Here is a 15,996-nt window from a genome sequence, read left to right on the forward strand (position 1 = left end):
GCACCCGTCACGCACAGGCGCCCATGACCACCCGTCACACGTTCAACCGTTCAGGAGCAATCATGGCAAAAGTCGTCGTCACCCTTGTGGGGCACAACAAAGAGAATCTCGTCGGTCCGGCCGTGACGGTTGGCACGGCGCGGTGGGGTCATAACGGAGTCGATTTCGGCAAGGAAGTGGAGATCGCAGAGGGCACCTACACCGTCACGGTGTACAGCGCCGGCAAGGTCATCCACACACAACACGCTCACGTCCCGCGCGATGGCCGGTATCCCATCGAGATCGATATCGAAAACTAAGTCGACATAGCGCGCTGGCTCGTCAGCGCGCTCACCCCGTACCCAGCAAGCCCCGCCACCGAGCGGGGCTTTTTCATTTCTACATTCCATCGAGGAGCCGCATGGCATCTTCTTTCTTCCACGGCATCACCACCACGATTGTCGATACCGGCCCGCGCCCGATCGCCGTGCCGTCGTCGTCCATCATCGGCCTGGTCGACACGTACACGCCGGGCCCGGATCTCGTGCAGCCCGATGTGCCGGTGCAGATCACCAACGCGCGGGAGGCGGCGCAGGCCTTCGGGCAGAACAGCGCCATCACCCGCGCCATCAAGGCCATTCAGGAGCGCACCTCGGCTGTCATCGTCGCAACCGGCGTTGCGGATTCTGACGATGCAGACGCGCTAACCTCCAGCGTCATCGGCGGCACCACGGGCGCAGGCATGCGCACGGGCCTGCAATCGCTGCTCGACGCCAAGTCGCGTTTCAACGTGCAACCGCGCCTGCTGATCGCGCCCGGGTTCTCTGCCCGCCAGCCGGTAGCGACGGCCATGGATGCACTGGCGTCCAAGCTGCGCGCGGTCGGCATCATCGATGGGCCGAACACCACCGACGAAGCTGCGCTCGCGTATGCCAAGAACTTCGGTTCGAAGCGCCTGTACATGGTCGATCCGGGCGTGCGCACGTGGGACACCGCCGCCAACGCAGAGGCCGACGCACCGGCATCCGCATTCGTTGCGGGCCTGTTCGCGTACACCGATGCGCAGTACGGCTACTGGGCGTCGCCATCCAACAAGGAATTCGTGGGCATCACCGGCACCGGCCGGCCCATCGAGTTTCTCGACAACGATCCGACCTGCCGCGCCAACCTGCTGAACGAGGCCCGCATCGCCACCATCATCCGCGACGGTGGCTACCGGCTGTGGGGCAACCGTACGTTGTCTGCCGACCCGAAATGGTCGTTCGTCACCCGTGTGCGCACGCTCGACATCCTCATGGATGCGGCGCAGGCCGGCCACAAATGGGCGGTCGACCGGGGCATCACCAAGACGTACGTGCACGACGTCACCGAAGGCCTGCAGGCGTTCATGCGCGACCAGCGCAACGCGGGCGCGCTGATCAATTTCGAGGTCTATGCAGACCCGGTGCTCAACACCGCCAGCCAGATCGAGCAGGGCCGCGTCGTGTGGAACGTGCGGTTCACCGATGTCATCCCGGCAGAAAACCCGATCTTCCGCTTCGAAGTCACCAACGAGTGGCTGACCGAAGTGCTCGACACCAAATAACGGAGGCGCAAGTTGGTACCCGAGACACTCTACAACTTCAACCTGTTCGTGGATGGCACGAACCTCGCGGGGCAGGCGTCGGAGCTGACGCCGCCCAAGCTCAAGATCAAGACTGAGGACTACCGTGGCGGCGGCATGGATGCGCCCGTCAAGCTCGATATGGGCATGGAGGCGATGGAAGCGTCGTTCTCGCTCGTCACGCTGTCCACCGCCGTGCTGAAGCTCTTCGGCCTGGCCGATCAGAACGCCTTTAACGGCACGTTCCGCGGTGCTCTGCGCACCAAAGATGGCAAGACCCGCAGCGTCGTGCTCGTGCTGCGGGGCATGCTCTACGAGGTCGATCCGGGCTCGTGGAAGCCGGGCGAGAAGTCCGAATCCAAGTACTCCGTCAGCGCTGATTACTACAAGCTCGAAATCGACGGGCGCGTCTGGCACGAGATCGACGTGCTCGGCTGCAAGCGCGTTATCGATGGCGTTGACCAACTCGCCGAAGTGCGCGCTGCCATCGGCATGTAATGCCCCACAAGAGACACACCAAGATGCAAACCACCACCATCAAGCTGAAGTTTCCCGCCACCGTCAACGGCGTCAAGGTCGATGCGCTCACGCTGCGCCAGCCCACCGTGCGCGACATGCGCGTCGCGGGCCAGCAGGCGGGCGGCGACGAAGAACTGCGCGAGATCCTGCTGTTCGCGTCGCTCGCCACCGCCGGCCAGAACGACATCGAGGGCCTGACCTACGTTGATTACCAGCGCGTGCAGCGCGGCTACTTTCGGCTGCTGGCCGACCGCGAGGCTGCCGATGCCGGACCTGAAGCGCCTGGCCAAGCGCCTGCTGGCGATGGGCGTCAGCCCCTCTGACATTGACGCCATGACGGTCGACGACATGGTGTGGTGGTTGACCGACTGACGCAGAGGAGCACGGATGGCAACAAAAGACATTGCGCTCGGCATCCTCATCGGTGGCGCGGTCAGCTCAACCTTGGGCCGTGCCGTCAACGAAGTCGGCACCAAGCTGGAGGCACTCAAGAAGCGCGCTGGCGAGGCGCGCGTCTGGCAGACCACCATCGGCGAGACGCAACGCCTGCAGCGCGAGTTTCGCGATCTGCACGCCGCCGGCGACCGCGCGGCAGACAAGGTGCGCAGCAAGATCGAGCGCAACACCCGCGCGCTGCGCGAAGCCGGGTTCGAGGTCGACCGGCTCGACCGCTCGTATCAACGCCTCGGCCGTACCGCGCGCGGGCTGGAACTGCGTGCGCGCGGCACCCAGCTTGTCGCCAGTGGCCGAGACGGCCTGCGCAGCACCATCGGCGACACCGGCAAGTTTGTCGCTGCCGCCGCAGTGCCGACGGCCATCTCCGCCAACTACGAAGCGATCATCCGCGACATTGCCATCAAGGCGGGCGCGGCGCGCACCGACAAAGAGCGCGAGATGAGCAGCGGCATTGCCGCCTCCGCGCAGCAGAGCGGCATCGGCCGCAATGTGCTGGCCGATGCCGTCAACCAGATGGTGTCAGCGGGCATGGACGTTGACCGCGCGCTGTCGTTCGCCCCGCTGGTGGGCAAGTTCTCCGTCGGCCAGGGCGCCGACCCGAAAGAAACCGCGCGGATGATTCAGGCGCTCGAGCAGAACGCCAAGATATCCGACCCGGCCAAGATGGCGCAGGCGCTGGAGACCATCGCGTTTCAGGGCAAGGAAGGCTCTTTCGAATCGAGCGACATGGCACGCTGGTTCCCGGTGCTGCTGGCCGACATGCAGAAGCTGGGCATTGTCGGCAATTCATCGGTCGAGCAGCTCGGCGCGCTGCTGCAGGTGCAGATGAAAACCGCCGGCAGCGCAGACGAGGCCGCCAACAACACCAAAAACTGGTTCTCCAAGATCGGAAGCGCAGAGACGGCCGGCAACTACGCCAAAGCCGGCATCGACTATCAGGCCAAGATGCGCGAGGCCATCGGCAAGGGCTGGAGCACGATGGAAGCGTCCTTCGTGCTGGCCCGCGCGTACATCGAGCAGGCCGACCCACAGAAGGCCCAGCAGCTTGCCGCCGCGGCAAAGCAGTTCAACAGCGAATCCGACCCCGCCAAGCGCGAAGCGCAGATGCGCGCGTTTGAAGAGACCATGAAGACCGGCGATCTCTTCAACGACATGCAGGTCAAGGCCGCGCTGACCGCCTACATGCAGAACTCGGATCTGTACCAGCGCTTGAAGAACGAAGGCGCGAAGGCGGCGGGCGAGATCGAGAAAGACCTGGAAGACCGCCGCGCCAGCTCCAAACAGAAATGGGCCGAGGTCGGGCAGGCGTGGGATGAGGCCATGCGCCGCATTGGCGATGCGCTCAAGCCCGTGACGGATGGCGTGGCGGATCTTGCCGCCGGCGCCGGCAACTCCGTCGGCAAGCTGGCGGCGGAATCGCCCAAGGCCACCGTCGCCATCGGCGGCGTGCTGGCGTCTATTCTGGCGTTCAGGACCGGGCGCGCCGTATGGAAGATCGGCAAGGGCGTTGCCGACATCGCTCGTGGCAACGCCGTTGCGGCGGGCGTGGGTCGCACGGCCGGGGTGGCTGCCTCTGCCGCCAAGGTGGCACCGGCTGCAACAAAGGCACCCGGCGTGCTGGGCGCTTCGGGCCGGTTCCTGAAAGGTGCAGCGCCCAAGCGGGGCAAGGTCGGCGCTGTCGCGGGCGTTTTGGCGCTGGTGGGCACGGCCGGCATGGCAAGCGCCCAAGCGGCCGAGGGCCCCGGCTCCAAAGCCGACAAGGCCAAGGCCATCGCGGGCATCGGCGCAGGCCTGGCCGGCGAGCTTGCTGGCGGTGCAGCGGGCCGCGCCATTGGTGCAATCGCCGGCACCGCCATCGCAGGGCCGATCGGCACGGTGGTCGGCGGGCTGCTGGGCGGCATGCTGGGTTCGTACCTGGGCGGCACGGCGGGTAGCGCCGCAGCAGGGTTGGCGCTGGGCAGCACCAAGCCCAAGACCGCGATGGAAGCCGGTAAGCCCGTTCTGCCAGCAGGCGCCGTGGAGGCGCTTGGCACGGCCAGCGCGCTCGCCAAGGCACCACCGGCACCGCCGCCGCAGATCGACCAACGTTTCGAATTCGCCCCGCGCATCGCCCTGACAGTGCACGGCGACGTCAAAGACCCGCGCCAGCTTGCCGAGGAGTTGATGCCCCACCTGCGCCGCCAGTTCGACGAATACGCCGCGCAGCAACGCCGCGCCGCCATGTCGGATCGCCCGCATCTGTAACGGAACACACCATGGATTTTCTGAACTACGCATCCGCAGCGGCCACGCATGCAGCGCGTGCGGCCGAGCACGTCCGGCAGATGGAGCGGTTGCTGGACAAGCCGGACGGCACAGGGGAAGCCAACGCCCATCGCCGCGAGGCACAGGCCTTGGGCGACCTGATCAGCGCCAGCAACGCGCTTGCCTCTGCCGCTGAAGCCATTGGCGGCGTAGGCCGAACGGCTGCAGGCAGAGGTGCAGCGCAGCGCGCGCTCGGCCTGACGGATACCGCGCTGGCCGGCATCCAGCGCACCGCCGCGGGCGAGCGCTTCGCATCCGTCCTGCGCGCCGCGCAAACCACCAGCGACGCACTGGCAACCGTACGCCGCCGCCTCGATGCCGTGCTGCCCGCCGTCACGTCCAACGTGCGCAGTCTGGTGCCCAGCTACGCGCTTGGGCCCGACAAGATCCTGGGCGCCGGCCAAGCCGCAGGCGCCACCGAACGCCTGCTCGTGCTGTCGACGGATGACGGCGAGCAATTCCAGTTCGGCCTCAGCACCGCTGCATACGACCGCCTGCGCCGCGAGACCCGCTACAACATCGCCGCGCAAGAGCGCATCCAGCGGCAAGAGGCATTGCAGGCCGTGGGCGCGGGCGGCGACACCATCACCGTATCGGGCGCCATCTTCACCGCCGGCGGCGCCGGGGCAGGGCAGCTTGACCGCCTGCGGGCCATTGGCGCCGCGCTCAAGCCCGTGCAGCTCACCACCGGCTCGGGCGACGTGCTCGGCCGCTACTTCCTCGACCGCGTGGGCGAAGAGCAAGACGCGCTGCTGGCCGACGGCACGCCGCGCAAACAGGGTTTCGACTTGGAGTTCCGACGCTATGGCGATGACTATCAGAACATCTGACGGCGACGTGCTGGACGTGCTCTGCTACCGCGCATACGGCACGCTGGCTGGCACCGTGGAAGCCGTGCTTGATGCCAACCCCGGCTTGGCCGCACGCCGCCAACCGTACGCCGTCGGCGTCGAGATCTTCCTGCCCGACCTCACGCCCCCGCGTGACGAGCCCATCCAGCTTTGGACGTAGCCCATGGAAGCCCAATTCGAAGTCCTGGCAGACGGCAAAGACATCACCGCGCTGCTGCGCGATCGCGTGCTGGAGATCCGCACCACCGACAGGCCCGGCATGGAATCCGACCGCTGCGAGATCCGGCTTGATGACCGCGACGGCAAGATCGCCTTCCCGCCCAAGGGCGCCAAGCTGCGCATCTCGTTCGGCTGGGCCGGCAAGGGCCTATCCACACGCGGCACCTACGCCGTTGACGAGATCGAACTGAGCGGCCCGCCCGCCACCGTGGTGATACGCGGCAAGCCGGCCGACATGCGCGCCACCGCCAAGGCCCAGCGCAATGCCAGCTACACCGGCACCACGCTGACGGCCATCGTGGCAAGCGTGGCCGCGCGGCACGGGTGGAAGCCCGCCTGCACGATCGAGGCACAGGTGCAGCGCGCAGACCAGTTCGGCGAGAGCGATCTGCATTTCATCACCCGGCTTGCAAAGCAGTACGGCGGCACGGCAACGGTCAAGGGCGGGCGGCTGATCGTTGCCCCGCGCGGCGGCGGCAAATCCGCAGACGGCAAGCCGCTCGCGCCCATCGTGCTGCGGCCGGAAGACCTGATGCGCTACCGCCTGACGTTTCCAGACCGCAGCAGCGTCGGCGGTGTCAGAACCCGCGCGCACGATGCCAAGACCGGCCGCAAGGTCGATCTGCACATTCCCAACCCGGAAGCGCCCGACGGCGGGCCCGCGCAGGCCACGCACACCGATCGGCACGTGCACGCTAGCCCGCAGGCCGCCAAGGCCGCCGCCAAGGCCAAGCTGCAACACATGAACCGCAGCACCGCCGAAGGCGAGCTGGAGATGATGGGCCGTGGCGATATCAGCGCCGAGAAGACGCTGCGCCTGGAAGGCTTCAAAGCCCAGGCCGACGGCGACTACCTGGCTGACACCGTCACGCACATCTACGCCAACAAAAGCTGGCTGGTGAATGTGAGCCTGAACGGCGGCAACAGCGGCAAGGCCAAGGCCGGCCACGCCAAGCCCAAGAAGGCGGCCAAGGTGAACAACCTGGCGATTCCTGCACCGCCCAAGTAACACGACACACGCGCTCGCAACCGCGGCCGCATCCCAATCAGCCCGCCACCCGGCGGGCTTTTTTCATTTCCAAGCCATGAACAAAGACACCTTCAGCAAGGCTGCAGCCTTGCCGCCCGCGCTCGCCAATCGCTGGTGGCCGCACATCGAGGCCACCTGCAAGCGCTTCGGCATCTCCACGCCCGCGCAGCAAGCGGCCTTCATTGCGCAGATCGGGCACGAGTCCGGCGGCTTCACGCGCGTAACGGAATCCTTCAATTACGCCGTGGCCGCGCTGCCCGCCATGTTCTCGCGCATCACGCCTGCGTTGGCCTTCGCGCTGGGCCGCGCGCCCGGTGAGCGCGCGGTGCCGCTCGAGCGGCAGATGCGCATTGCCAACATCGCCTACGCCAACCGCTACGGCAATGGCGACGCCGCCAGCGGCGACGGCTGGCGCTACCGGGGCCGCGGCCTCAAGCAAATCACCTTCCTGGCCAACTACCGCGAGTGCGGCCACGCGCTCGATCTGGATCTCGTTACGCACCCCGAGCTGCTGGAGCGCGACGAATACGCCGCGCTCTCCGCCGGTTGGTACTGGTGGGCCTTCGGGCTCGGCAAGCTGGCCGACGCCGGCAAGTTCGACGAGATCACGCGCCGCATCAACGGCCCAGCCATGGAAGGCACAGAGCCGCGCCGCGCGCGCTGGGCGGTGGCCAAACAAGCATTGGGAGCATGAATGGCAGAGCAAACAGGTTGGGGCGCGCTGCTGCGCGTGGTGGACACGATTCTGCCGAGCGCGGCCGGTGCGCTGGTGTCGCTGCGGTTCATTCCGGGCACGCCCGCGCAGCGCGTGGCAGCGCTGCTGCTGGGCATTGCCTGCGCGCATTACCTCGGCAACGGCGTCATTGCTTTGTGGCACGTGCCGGCCGGGCTTGAGTCCGACGCCATCAAGTTCATCGCCGGCGTGTTCGGGCTGACCATCGTCGGCTACGCGTACGGCGAACTTCCAGCGCTGCGGCGCCTGGTGCACGACTGGCTGCAGCAGGCAGCGCAACGCTGGATGGGAGGCCGCAAGGAATGACGATCAGCCAAAACGACGTGCTCACCGCCATCGACATCGTGGCGCTTGTGGCCATCTGCGCGGGCGCGGCGTGGTCTGCACTCACGCAGGCCATTCCGCACGGGCTGCGCGGCGCGCTGCTGCTGTGCGCAGTCGCCCTGTGCGCGCTGGGCAGCGCCTCCACGGCGCTCGGCGCCAATCACGACATCGCCACCGTCCAACTGCATTGCGCGCTGGCGATGGCGGGCCTGTGGGTCACCCACATCATCCGACAAGGCAAAGCCAATGAACTTCGCAATGATCCGCCTGGTGGCAGTGGCGGCGGTAGCTGCAGCAGCGGCGTGGGGCTGGCAGGCCAACCGCTACGACAAGACCATCGCGCAACTGCAGCGCGACCACGCCATCGAGCGCCAGGCCGCCGTCGATACCGTCGTGACGGCGCTGCAGGCTGCCATCGACAAACACCGGCAGCTTACCGACCAGCTCGACGCACTCGACCGTACCCATTTCTCGGAGATGCAACGTGCCACCGCTGAAAACACGCGCCTGCAGCGCGCTCTTGCTGCTGGCACTGTACGGATGTCAGTGCGCGCCCGTTGCCAGCCCGACGCCGACACCGGTGCGGGCGCAGGTGAAGATCAGCCCGGCGCCGGCCTGGGCGATGGAGCCACCGGCCGATGTGAGCTATCTGGAGAGGATGCGGCGGATCTTGTCGATCTCTTCGCCGGGGCGGAGCGGGATGCGGAGAAACTGAGATACTTGCAGGCGCGTGAGCGTGCGCTTGAGGGGGCGGGTGGTTGTGTACAGCGCTGATGGGGGCCTGCAAGTCGGGCGGCGCGTCCGTCCGTTTCCGGCCCAGAGTCAATTTTCAAACCAACAACTCAACCCATGCCCGGAATAGTCAGGCTCGGACTTCTCTTAGTAATTTTGTTTGCATACTCGCCTGCTAAAGCAGACTGGGGTGCCATTGGAGCCGCGACGCGCTGCGATACAAAGAACAACACGTTTTTTATTGCGCCGACGCTGGAAACCAGTTATCCGCCGGCAGACGTTAAGCCGCCGGCTGGATTTAAGCCTTTGCGTCACGGCGTCACGAGCGCTCACTGTCAGCTTTCCTGTGCGCTTGTCACGGCGAGGATTGCTGTGTATCCGCCTGCGGATAAGGGAGAGTGCATGGGGCAGGGATACGTCGAGATTCGAGACCTGAAAGTCGGAGGGGTGACCCGCCTCAGCGGTCCAGAGCCGTTCAACTGGGACTGTCTTCACGGACTCCTAACGAAGGTAAGCGTGCGTGTCCTGGACTCGAAGACCCATGAACTGGAGCTATGCCGGGCCTCTACATGGGACTGGGACGAAGGCTATGTCGATGTTCAATGTACGACCACGCGGTATGGCCGATAAGAGCTGGATGCTTCGATTTATTTCAACGATTCTGATAGCAGGCGTGCTGGCTGGACACGCGGCCGCCCGCGAAATGCCCGATGTCGTCCGCCGATACGCAGACGCTTTCGCACAATCGCAAGGGGAGTCGGGGCAGCCATTGTCAAAACTGTCGCTGCGCGAGGAGTATGCGACCTGGTTCTTTGAAGGTTTCACCAATCCAATTGGTGGGAGCCTCACAAGATCAACCCTGGGGAATAGCGCGTATGCGCTGGGTCAAGCGTATTGGCGTGATCATCCCTCCGAACGCGACGAGATCTTTGCGGGCTACGGGTACATCGCTGTAGAGCGGGAGGGTGTTTGGTCACATGGCTTCGAAGTGAATGCTTTCCGACCGGCCGATTCAGACGAAGGTGAATGGTGGGTCACGCCCATTTGTGGCGATCCACGGTGCGATGTAGGGCTGCGTGATGCCCGGCCTGGGAACAAGCCCCGTCAGATGCGCATCGTCGGCTACCTCAGCCCCGCGGGCCGCTATGGGCATCTCGGTGCCTATGGGCGCAAGGTACTGGTCACGTCGGCTAAACCCGTTGACGAAGGGCATCAGCTTTTAACCCCATGCCCGTTCACGGACGGCTGCCGCTATCGACAAGTCCCGTCTTGGCCGAGCTCCTCTGTCCTAGAGCGATTGGCCCCGGCCAACCGCTTTTCCTCACGCTGATCGGCGAATCCCTACACCCCCGCCTCAATCAAATCCGAAATCTGCACCGACGCCCGCGCAAAGTCAGTCAGGGCGCGGGCGCGCTTGTGCCGATAGCTGCCGGCGGAGATGACGACGGGCTCTTTGGCGTCGTCGGCCTGCAGGACGATGAGCATGCCGGTGTAGCGGTCTGCCTGGTAGATGTGTTTGTTGAGCAGTTGCAGCGCGCGCTCGACGTCGGCGGGGTAGAGGCTGGCGAGCTCTTCGGGTGTGAGGGCTGCGCGGGGCGCGGCGTCGATGCACGGTTGTGCGGTGAACTGGCCGGTCCTGCGGATGGCCGGCAGGACGATGGACGTGACCCACTTGCGGAAGCGGTACGGCACGGTGCCTGGGTTGATGGCGTCGCGGCAGCGCAGGACTAGGGTGTACATGCCGGATTCGTTCACGATATGCGCTGCGCCCTGACGACCTATGTTGAACATAGACCGTTCATCTTGATCAAGCCGGGCAATGACTTGCGAGGCGTTCTGAATATTGAGCGCGTCGCAGATGTCGGTCGCGACAAACCACGGCTCGTCGTCGCGCATGACAACGCGCACCGCGTGCGATTCGAATTTGAAGGTATTGGACGCGAGCGCTGACGCGCTGCTGAGATTTCCAGTCATAGCAGATCCCTGAGTTGCGGTGAGTAGACCGCCTCCTCGCCGCCAAGCGAGGGGGGCGGAACCGAACAGGTTGGCGGACCGGAACTCAGGAACCGGCAGGGCCGAAGCCCTCCTATCCGGCCCGCCCATGGGAGTGCCAGACGTGCGCAAACAAAAAGCCGCGCGTGAAAGCAAGCGCGGCTGATGTGCGCCCGAGTATCCCGGGCCGCCAAGCCCGTGTGCCGGTGTTTCCGGCGACCGGCCGAGTATACGGCTGGTGCGGGGAGGGTGCAATGCTGGTGACAGTGGTTCGCAAATGCGGCTGTGCGGGCCCCTGTGAGTCGCACTACCCGCTAACTGAACCCATACCGTACCGTAGCAGGGCTGACGAACGAGCAGCCTGTGCATCCGGCTGATTCAACCGCAAGCGCGATCTCGTGCTGCAATCCAACTCGTTGAATTTCGTCTATCACGGCAAGCCTGACGCCAGAAAAGCGGGATTCATCGAGAACTAGCTTTCTCACTGAACGTGCATCACCGAGCTCGCTATCGAGATCGACGTCAGAGTTCTCCAGATCAATTGCTTTAATGCGTTTGAGTGGATTTGCAACGAAGTATTTGACGACCGTGGCGGACCCGTTGTACATGACCACGGCAGGAAAATACTCTAGCTCGGCGCTCTGGGACGAGAACGCGGCCTTCAATTTTTCGGACACCACATGCAAGAGGCCAACCTTGAAATAATCGACGAGTCCAGGCGGAGCCTCATCGCCGTCTTGCATCTCAAGCGTGAGCTGTGGGAACTCTCCCGCTAAGCTGACGCCTCCCATGGTCTGCAGCCCGCGCAGTTTTGAACGCGTCGGATTGCTTACCTCTGGGCAAGGGACTCGTCCGCTGGTGTCTACTTGCAGTATCTGGATCATGGGCACGTGGATTCAGTTCTTGGGGTAAGAACCGCCGTGTGACGTTGGGATAGGTTTTCTACGTTGGCGTGAATGTCAGCCTAACCGTCCGGGTGCCTTTTTGCCCAGGTTCAGGCAGCGGCAAGGGGTCGGAGCGCTCGATTGCTTTCAAAACGGCCGCGTCGTAAGACTTTACACCGCTGGATTTCTCAAGCTCTGTGCGAAGCACTGAACCGTCGGGCCCTAGGAGTACCTTCACAACCGCAAAGATATTTGCGGGAGGCACTTCATCAACGACGATATTTGGCCTGACCCGCTGCCTGATTCTTTCGGCGTACGCTAAGGTGGCCGGCGGTAGACTTGGTTGGGCAGCCACCAGCGTTTGGGCTTGGCCGTCAATGCTGAAGGTGAACGGTCTTGAAAAAGGCACGCGGGTCGCGTTACCTGTCTTCGGATCGTTAAACGGTGCGCATGCCGTCGAGCGTACAGCCCGCACGCCTGCATCATCGAGCAAGGCATTGCCAGACGATTGAGTGACTTGTACGGAAGAGATCGTTCCGTCCGGTTCAACTGCGCCAGACACGACGACGGTGCCTTGGATGCGCATACGCCGCGCCTCCGCCGGATATACGGGCGGCGGGGTGGTGCACCCCGTAGCAGGTGGGCGTGTCGCCAATGAAGCTGGCGCTTGGTTGGCACATCCAGAAAGCGAACCCAATAGAACGATGCAAGCAAGCGTCGGCGCGCGATGTAGCATGACCCCCCCGTTTGTTCCCAGTCTCGCGTTTGTCTGTTTGTCTTACCCTTCAGGCTGAATGCTAGCTCAAGTGCAGTGAAGGGCGCCTGTTCAGGATCGTGACATTCGCCGACCGCAGCGGCGCCACAACGGCCAAAGACAGGGCCCCATCCCACCCCCTACACCCCCGCCTCAATCAAATCCGAAATCTGCACCGACGCCCGTGCAAAGTCCGTCAGCGCGCGGGCGCGCTTGTGCCGATAGCTGCCGGCGGAGATGACGACGGGCTCTTTGGCGTCGTCGTGCTGCAGGACGATGAGCATGCCGGTGTAGCGGTCTGCCTGGTAGATGTGTTTGTTGAGCAGTTGCAGCGCGCGCTCGACGTCGGCGGGGTAGAGGCTGGCGAGCTCTTCGGGTGTGAGGGCTGCGCGGGGCGCGGCGTCGATGCGCGGTTGTGCCGTGAACTGGCCGGTCTTGCGGATGGCCGGCAGGACGATGGACGTGACCCACTTGCGGAAGCGGTACGGCACGGTGCCGGGGTTGATGGCGTCTCGGCAGCGCAGGACTAGGGTGTACATGCCGGATTCGCTGATGACGTTGGCCTGATCGTTTCCTCGGGATAAGCCCTGAATTGAAGTTAGGGCTTTCTCGTCAGCGTCGAGAGAAAGAAGCGCCTTTGTCGGATTCGTGAGTTGCAGAGCGCGGCACACATCGGCCGCGACGAACCATGGCTCGTCGTCACGCATGACAACGCGTACCGAGTGGGATTCGAATTTGTAGGTGTTGGGGGTAGGGACGAGCGCGGACGCGCCAACAGACGTACCAGTCATGGCATGACTCCGAAGTAGCGGTGTGTGAACCGCCAACCCGACGCCAATCGGGTGGGCGGAACTGTGCAGGTTGGCGTACCGGTACTTCGGAACCGGCAGGGCCGAAGCCCTCCCACACAGCCCGCCCGAAGGAGAACCATGCTGCGCACACAAAAAGCCGCGTCCAATGTGCAGGCGCGGCTCTTGTGCGCCGAAGTATACCGGGACGCCAATCCCGTGTGCCGGTGTTTCCGGCGACCGGCCGAGTATACGGCTGGTTGGACCTACGTGCAAACCAGCGCGCCGATGCAGTCTGACAAAGAAAACCAGCGGTCATCCGATTCGCAGTACGGTGGGCGGCGAATATGTGTAGCCCGTCATTCGTTTTCGGGCGGGTGGACCGTAGAACGCTTGGCAAACGGATAAGGGCATCGAAACCCCTTTAGCCTACGAGTCTGTGCCGCGCTGCTGCTTGTCGAAATTCAGCCTCGCCTCGCGGAAGTGGTCCGCACTCTCGACGATCCAGGTCCACAGAGGAACCATGCGAACGAGCAATTCCATGCCGGTGTCGGACAATTCGTACTCCACCCTGGGCGGGATCTCTTCAAAGTCGTGACGGACCACCAAGCCGTCACGCTCCAACTGTCGCAATGTGCGCGTCAACATACGTTGAGTAACGCCGTGCATGCGCCTACCGATTTCCGCATGGCGCAGCCTGCCGTACACGCCGAGGGTGTGGACGACGCCGAGCGACCAACGGCTCCCAGCATGGGCGAGCACCTCCCGCCGCAACCCATCATCATCGTCCCTCAGGCCATCACATACGGTCTGCGAATATTTGAGAAGTTCGTCTCGATTCAACTACCTAGCCCCCAGTATCACGCGTGTACCTTCTTTTACGCCCGCCCGTGCATCGCTAGACTGCTGCAACTCATTCCTTAGCAGGCTAGACGATGAACCAAACAGATCCTAACTCTACGTCTCAAAACATTCTCGTGCTCGGTGCCGGGGAACTCGGCCTCCCGGTGCTGCGCAATCTTGCACGCCGCGCGAAGGACGTGGACGGTGCGAAGATCAGCGTGCTGCTGCGCGCAAGTGCCGTTGAGTCCAGTGCACCAGGCAAGCGGCAAGATATTGCGGAGATCCGAAGTCTTGGGATCGAGATTGTCGTAGGCGATCTTGTGAAAAGCTCCATCGACGAGCTCGCCGAAGTCTTCGCGCAATATGACACGGTCATCGGTTGCGCGGGTTATGCAGCGGGCATCGACACGCCAATGAAGCTGGCACGGGCGGCCTTGCAGGCGCGCATCCCGAGGTACTTTCCATGGCAGTTCGGGGTCGATTTTGATGTGATTGGTCGCGGCAGTCCGCAGGACATTTTCGACGCACAGTTGGACGTGCGTGAGCTGCTGCGCAGTCAGCACCAGACTGAATGGGTCATCATCTCGACCGGTATGTTCATGAGCTATCTGTTTGAGCCGGACTTTGGTGTTGTTGACCTGCAAAACGACGCGGTCCACGCCCTAGGCAGCCTTGACACCGCTGTAACGCTGACGACGCCCGATGACATTGGGGCGCTGACCGCCGAGATTGTGTTCGCCAAACCGCGTATCCGGAACGAGATTGTCTATCTGGCCGGCGACACCGTGACCTACGGAGAGGTCGCCGACAAGTTGCAAGCGGCCCTCGGCCGCCCCTTCAGCCGGTCCGAGTGGAGCGAGCAGTATTTGCTCGACGAGCTGGCGCGCGACCCGCACAACATGATGCGCAAGTATCGCGCGGCTTTTGCTCAAGGGCGGGGTGTCGCGTGGGACAAGAGCGGGACGTTCAATCAACGCCACGCCATTCCGGTCACTGACGTGGCATCGTGGATCAAGGCAAACCTTGAGTCGGGGCGCGATGAACCATCGTGAGTTCGACGATCTAGGCAAACGGCATCGACGAGGACTCTCCGAACAGAAGGGCCGGCCCCAAACGGGTGCGGACTTCCGTGTTCCGAATTCACGTTATCAGAAGTCTAGTCGGCACCGGCGACGCCTGAAAGAAACGTGACAGGTGGCGGGACTGGCCAACAGCAGTCAGCACCAGTCGCCCGAACCGCCGCCAACCCGCCCAGCGATGCGAGCCCCATCCCCCTACACCCCCGCCTCAATCAAATCCGAAATCTGCACCGACGCCCGCGCAAAGTCAGTCAGGGCGCGGGCGCGCTTGTGCCGATAGCTGCCGGCGGAGATGACGACCGGGTCTTTGGAGTCCTCGGCCTGCAGGACGATGAGCGTGCCGGTGTAGCGGTCTGCCTGGTAGATGTGTTTGTTGAGCAGCTGCAGCGCGCCCTCGACGTCGGCGGGGTAGAGGCTGGCGAGCTCTTCCGGCGTGAGGGCAGCGCGGGGCGCCGCGTCGATGCACGGTTGTGCCGTGAACTGGCCGGTCTTGCGGATGGCCGGCAGGACGATGGACGTGACCCACTTGCGGAAGCGGTACGGCACGGTGCCGGGCTTCACTGCGTCGCGGCAGCGCAGGACTAGGGCGTACATCCCGGACTCCGAAACGATGGCGACTTGTTGCCGGCCGCCATGGGTGTCGGTTAAACCGACACCCTTTTCGTCGGCATCCAGCTTCAGGAGCGCATCCCGGCTGTTGGCGATTTCAAGCGCGGCACAAACGTCGGCTGCGACGAACCACGGCTCGTCGTCGCGCATGACAACGCGCACCGAATGCGATTCGAAATTGAAGGTGTTCGGGGTAGGGGCGAGCGCGGACGCGCTGCTGAGATTTCCAGTCATAGCAGACTCCTGTGGTGCGGTGAGTAGGCCGCCGCCCTCGCTGCCAAACGGGGGTGGGGCGGA

Annotated in this window: 19 protein-coding genes; 13 read left to right on the forward strand and 6 right to left on the reverse strand. The window is 64.1% G+C overall.

Annotated elements, in window-relative coordinates; translation table 11 throughout:
- Positions 1-62 precede the first annotated feature (62 nt).
- The 12 genes from ACEN9T_RS16220 to ACEN9T_RS16275 all read left to right on the forward strand — a co-directional run bounded on the left by ACEN9T_RS16220 (position 63) and on the right by ACEN9T_RS16275 (position 10,080).
- Positions 63-299 (forward strand): hypothetical protein, encoded by a 237-nt coding sequence (locus ACEN9T_RS16220; RefSeq protein WP_413708277.1) that lies wholly within the window; start codon positions 63-65, stop codon positions 297-299.
- 101 nt (positions 300-400) lie between these two features.
- Positions 401-1,564 carry a phage tail sheath subtilisin-like domain-containing protein gene (locus ACEN9T_RS16225; RefSeq protein WP_413708278.1) on the forward strand — a complete coding sequence of 388 codons (1,164 nt, stop codon included), beginning with the start codon at positions 401-403 and terminating at the stop codon, positions 1,562-1,564.
- A 12-nt stretch (positions 1,565-1,576) separates the two neighbouring features.
- Positions 1,577-2,080 carry a phage major tail tube protein gene (locus ACEN9T_RS16230; protein WP_413708279.1) on the forward strand — a complete coding sequence of 168 codons (504 nt, stop codon included), beginning with the start codon at positions 1,577-1,579 and terminating at the stop codon, positions 2,078-2,080.
- 23 nt (positions 2,081-2,103) lie between these two features.
- Positions 2,104-2,424 carry a phage tail assembly protein gene (locus ACEN9T_RS16235; RefSeq protein WP_413708280.1) on the forward strand — a complete coding sequence of 107 codons (321 nt, stop codon included), beginning with the start codon at positions 2,104-2,106 and terminating at the stop codon, positions 2,422-2,424.
- Positions 2,425-2,488: 64 nt separating this feature from the next.
- Positions 2,489-4,801 carry a phage tail tape measure protein gene (locus tag ACEN9T_RS16240; protein ID WP_413708281.1) on the forward strand — a complete coding sequence of 771 codons (2,313 nt, stop codon included), beginning with the start codon at positions 2,489-2,491 and terminating at the stop codon, positions 4,799-4,801.
- 11 nt (positions 4,802-4,812) lie between these two features.
- A complete protein-coding gene (locus ACEN9T_RS16245; protein ID WP_413708282.1) occupies positions 4,813-5,691 on the forward strand; it encodes a phage tail protein in 879 nt (292 codons plus the stop codon).
- On the forward strand, positions 5,666-5,872 hold the full coding sequence (locus tag ACEN9T_RS16250; RefSeq protein ID WP_413708283.1) for a tail protein X: 207 nt from the start codon (positions 5,666-5,668) through the stop codon (positions 5,870-5,872). The genes ACEN9T_RS16245 and ACEN9T_RS16250 overlap by 26 nt, the downstream gene beginning before the upstream one ends.
- A 3-nt stretch (positions 5,873-5,875) precedes the next feature.
- On the forward strand, positions 5,876-6,940 hold the full coding sequence (locus ACEN9T_RS16255; protein ID WP_413708284.1) for a phage late control D family protein: 1,065 nt from the start codon (positions 5,876-5,878) through the stop codon (positions 6,938-6,940).
- A gap of 76 nt (positions 6,941-7,016) precedes the next feature.
- The gene (locus tag ACEN9T_RS16260; protein ID WP_413708285.1) at positions 7,017-7,655 is read left to right on the forward strand and encodes a glycoside hydrolase family 19 protein; all 639 of its coding nucleotides are present in this window, start codon (positions 7,017-7,019) and stop codon (positions 7,653-7,655) included.
- Complete coding sequence (locus ACEN9T_RS16265) at positions 7,656-8,000, forward strand: hypothetical protein (protein WP_413708286.1); 345 nt, start codon at positions 7,656-7,658, stop codon at positions 7,998-8,000.
- Positions 8,001-8,264: 264 nt separating this feature from the next.
- Complete coding sequence (locus tag ACEN9T_RS16270) at positions 8,265-8,792, forward strand: lysis system i-spanin subunit Rz (RefSeq protein ID WP_413708287.1); 528 nt, start codon at positions 8,265-8,267, stop codon at positions 8,790-8,792.
- Positions 8,793-9,369: 577 nt separating this feature from the next.
- A complete protein-coding gene (locus ACEN9T_RS16275) occupies positions 9,370-10,080 on the forward strand; it encodes a hypothetical protein (RefSeq protein WP_413708288.1) in 711 nt (236 codons plus the stop codon).
- A gap of 11 nt (positions 10,081-10,091) precedes the next feature.
- On the opposite strand, the gene ACEN9T_RS16280 is transcribed toward ACEN9T_RS16275, so the two are convergent.
- The 5 genes from ACEN9T_RS16280 to ACEN9T_RS16300 form a co-directional block, all read right to left on the reverse strand.
- On the reverse strand, positions 10,092-10,724 hold the full coding sequence (locus ACEN9T_RS16280; RefSeq protein WP_413708289.1) for a Bro-N domain-containing protein: 633 nt from the start codon (positions 10,722-10,724) through the stop codon (positions 10,092-10,094).
- A gap of 332 nt (positions 10,725-11,056) precedes the next feature.
- A complete protein-coding gene (locus ACEN9T_RS16285; protein WP_413708290.1) occupies positions 11,057-11,626 on the reverse strand; it encodes an imm11 family protein in 570 nt (189 codons plus the stop codon).
- Positions 11,627-11,684: 58 nt separating this feature from the next.
- Positions 11,685-12,362, reverse strand: a complete 678-nt coding sequence (locus ACEN9T_RS16290) for a TonB family protein (protein ID WP_413708291.1) — start codon at positions 12,360-12,362, stop codon at positions 11,685-11,687.
- 158 nt (positions 12,363-12,520) lie between these two features.
- On the reverse strand, positions 12,521-13,171 hold the full coding sequence (locus ACEN9T_RS16295) for a Bro-N domain-containing protein (RefSeq protein WP_413708292.1): 651 nt from the start codon (positions 13,169-13,171) through the stop codon (positions 12,521-12,523).
- 426 nt (positions 13,172-13,597) lie between these two features.
- Positions 13,598-14,011: a winged helix-turn-helix transcriptional regulator gene (locus ACEN9T_RS16300; RefSeq protein ID WP_413708293.1), complete on the reverse strand. Its 414-nt coding sequence runs from the start codon at positions 14,009-14,011 to the stop codon at positions 13,598-13,600.
- A 92-nt stretch (positions 14,012-14,103) separates the two neighbouring features.
- Between ACEN9T_RS16300 and ACEN9T_RS16305 the strand changes: the two genes are divergently transcribed.
- The gene (locus ACEN9T_RS16305; protein WP_413708294.1) at positions 14,104-15,063 is read left to right on the forward strand and encodes an aromatic alcohol reductase; all 960 of its coding nucleotides are present in this window, start codon (positions 14,104-14,106) and stop codon (positions 15,061-15,063) included.
- A gap of 222 nt (positions 15,064-15,285) precedes the next feature.
- Here the strand turns inward: ACEN9T_RS16305 and ACEN9T_RS16310 are convergent, their stop codons facing one another.
- Entirely contained in the window at positions 15,286-15,933 is a 648-nt protein-coding gene (locus ACEN9T_RS16310) for a Bro-N domain-containing protein (protein ID WP_413708295.1), read from the reverse strand.
- Positions 15,934-15,996 lie beyond the last annotated feature (63 nt).

Source organism: Ralstonia sp. Ralssp110 (assembly GCF_047325135.1).
GTDB classification, from domain to species: Bacteria; Pseudomonadota; Gammaproteobacteria; order Burkholderiales; family Burkholderiaceae; genus Ralstonia; species Ralstonia mojiangensis.

Excerpts from the sequence above, each read along its gene's own strand:
- ACEN9T_RS16275 (WP_413708288.1), top strand. The coding sequence starts at position 9,370 with ATGGCCGATAAGAGCTGGATGCTTCGATTTATTTCAACGATTCTGATA.
- ACEN9T_RS16270 (WP_413708287.1), top strand. The coding sequence starts at position 8,265 with ATGAACTTCGCAATGATCCGCCTGGTGGCAGTGGCGGCGGTAGCTGCA.
- ACEN9T_RS16280 (WP_413708289.1), bottom strand. The coding sequence starts at position 10,724 with ATGACTGGAAATCTCAGCAGCGCGTCAGCGCTCGCGTCCAATACCTTC.
- ACEN9T_RS16240 (WP_413708281.1), top strand. The coding sequence starts at position 2,489 with ATGGCAACAAAAGACATTGCGCTCGGCATCCTCATCGGTGGCGCGGTC.
- ACEN9T_RS16250 (WP_413708283.1), top strand. The coding sequence starts at position 5,666 with ATGGCGATGACTATCAGAACATCTGACGGCGACGTGCTGGACGTGCTC.
- ACEN9T_RS16245 (WP_413708282.1), top strand. The coding sequence starts at position 4,813 with ATGGATTTTCTGAACTACGCATCCGCAGCGGCCACGCATGCAGCGCGT.
- ACEN9T_RS16235 (WP_413708280.1), top strand. The coding sequence starts at position 2,104 with ATGCAAACCACCACCATCAAGCTGAAGTTTCCCGCCACCGTCAACGGC.
- ACEN9T_RS16285 (WP_413708290.1), bottom strand. The coding sequence starts at position 11,626 with ATGATCCAGATACTGCAAGTAGACACCAGCGGACGAGTCCCTTGCCCA.
- ACEN9T_RS16260 (WP_413708285.1), top strand. The coding sequence starts at position 7,017 with ATGAACAAAGACACCTTCAGCAAGGCTGCAGCCTTGCCGCCCGCGCTC.
- ACEN9T_RS16255 (WP_413708284.1), top strand. The coding sequence starts at position 5,876 with ATGGAAGCCCAATTCGAAGTCCTGGCAGACGGCAAAGACATCACCGCG.
- ACEN9T_RS16265 (WP_413708286.1), top strand. The coding sequence starts at position 7,656 with ATGGCAGAGCAAACAGGTTGGGGCGCGCTGCTGCGCGTGGTGGACACG.
- ACEN9T_RS16295 (WP_413708292.1), bottom strand. The coding sequence starts at position 13,171 with ATGACTGGTACGTCTGTTGGCGCGTCCGCGCTCGTCCCTACCCCCAAC.
- ACEN9T_RS16305 (WP_413708294.1), top strand. The coding sequence starts at position 14,104 with ATGAACCAAACAGATCCTAACTCTACGTCTCAAAACATTCTCGTGCTC.
- ACEN9T_RS16220 (WP_413708277.1), top strand. The coding sequence starts at position 63 with ATGGCAAAAGTCGTCGTCACCCTTGTGGGGCACAACAAAGAGAATCTC.
- ACEN9T_RS16290 (WP_413708291.1), bottom strand. The coding sequence starts at position 12,362 with ATGCTACATCGCGCGCCGACGCTTGCTTGCATCGTTCTATTGGGTTCG.
- ACEN9T_RS16310 (WP_413708295.1), bottom strand. The coding sequence starts at position 15,933 with ATGACTGGAAATCTCAGCAGCGCGTCCGCGCTCGCCCCTACCCCGAAC.
- ACEN9T_RS16225 (WP_413708278.1), top strand. The coding sequence starts at position 401 with ATGGCATCTTCTTTCTTCCACGGCATCACCACCACGATTGTCGATACC.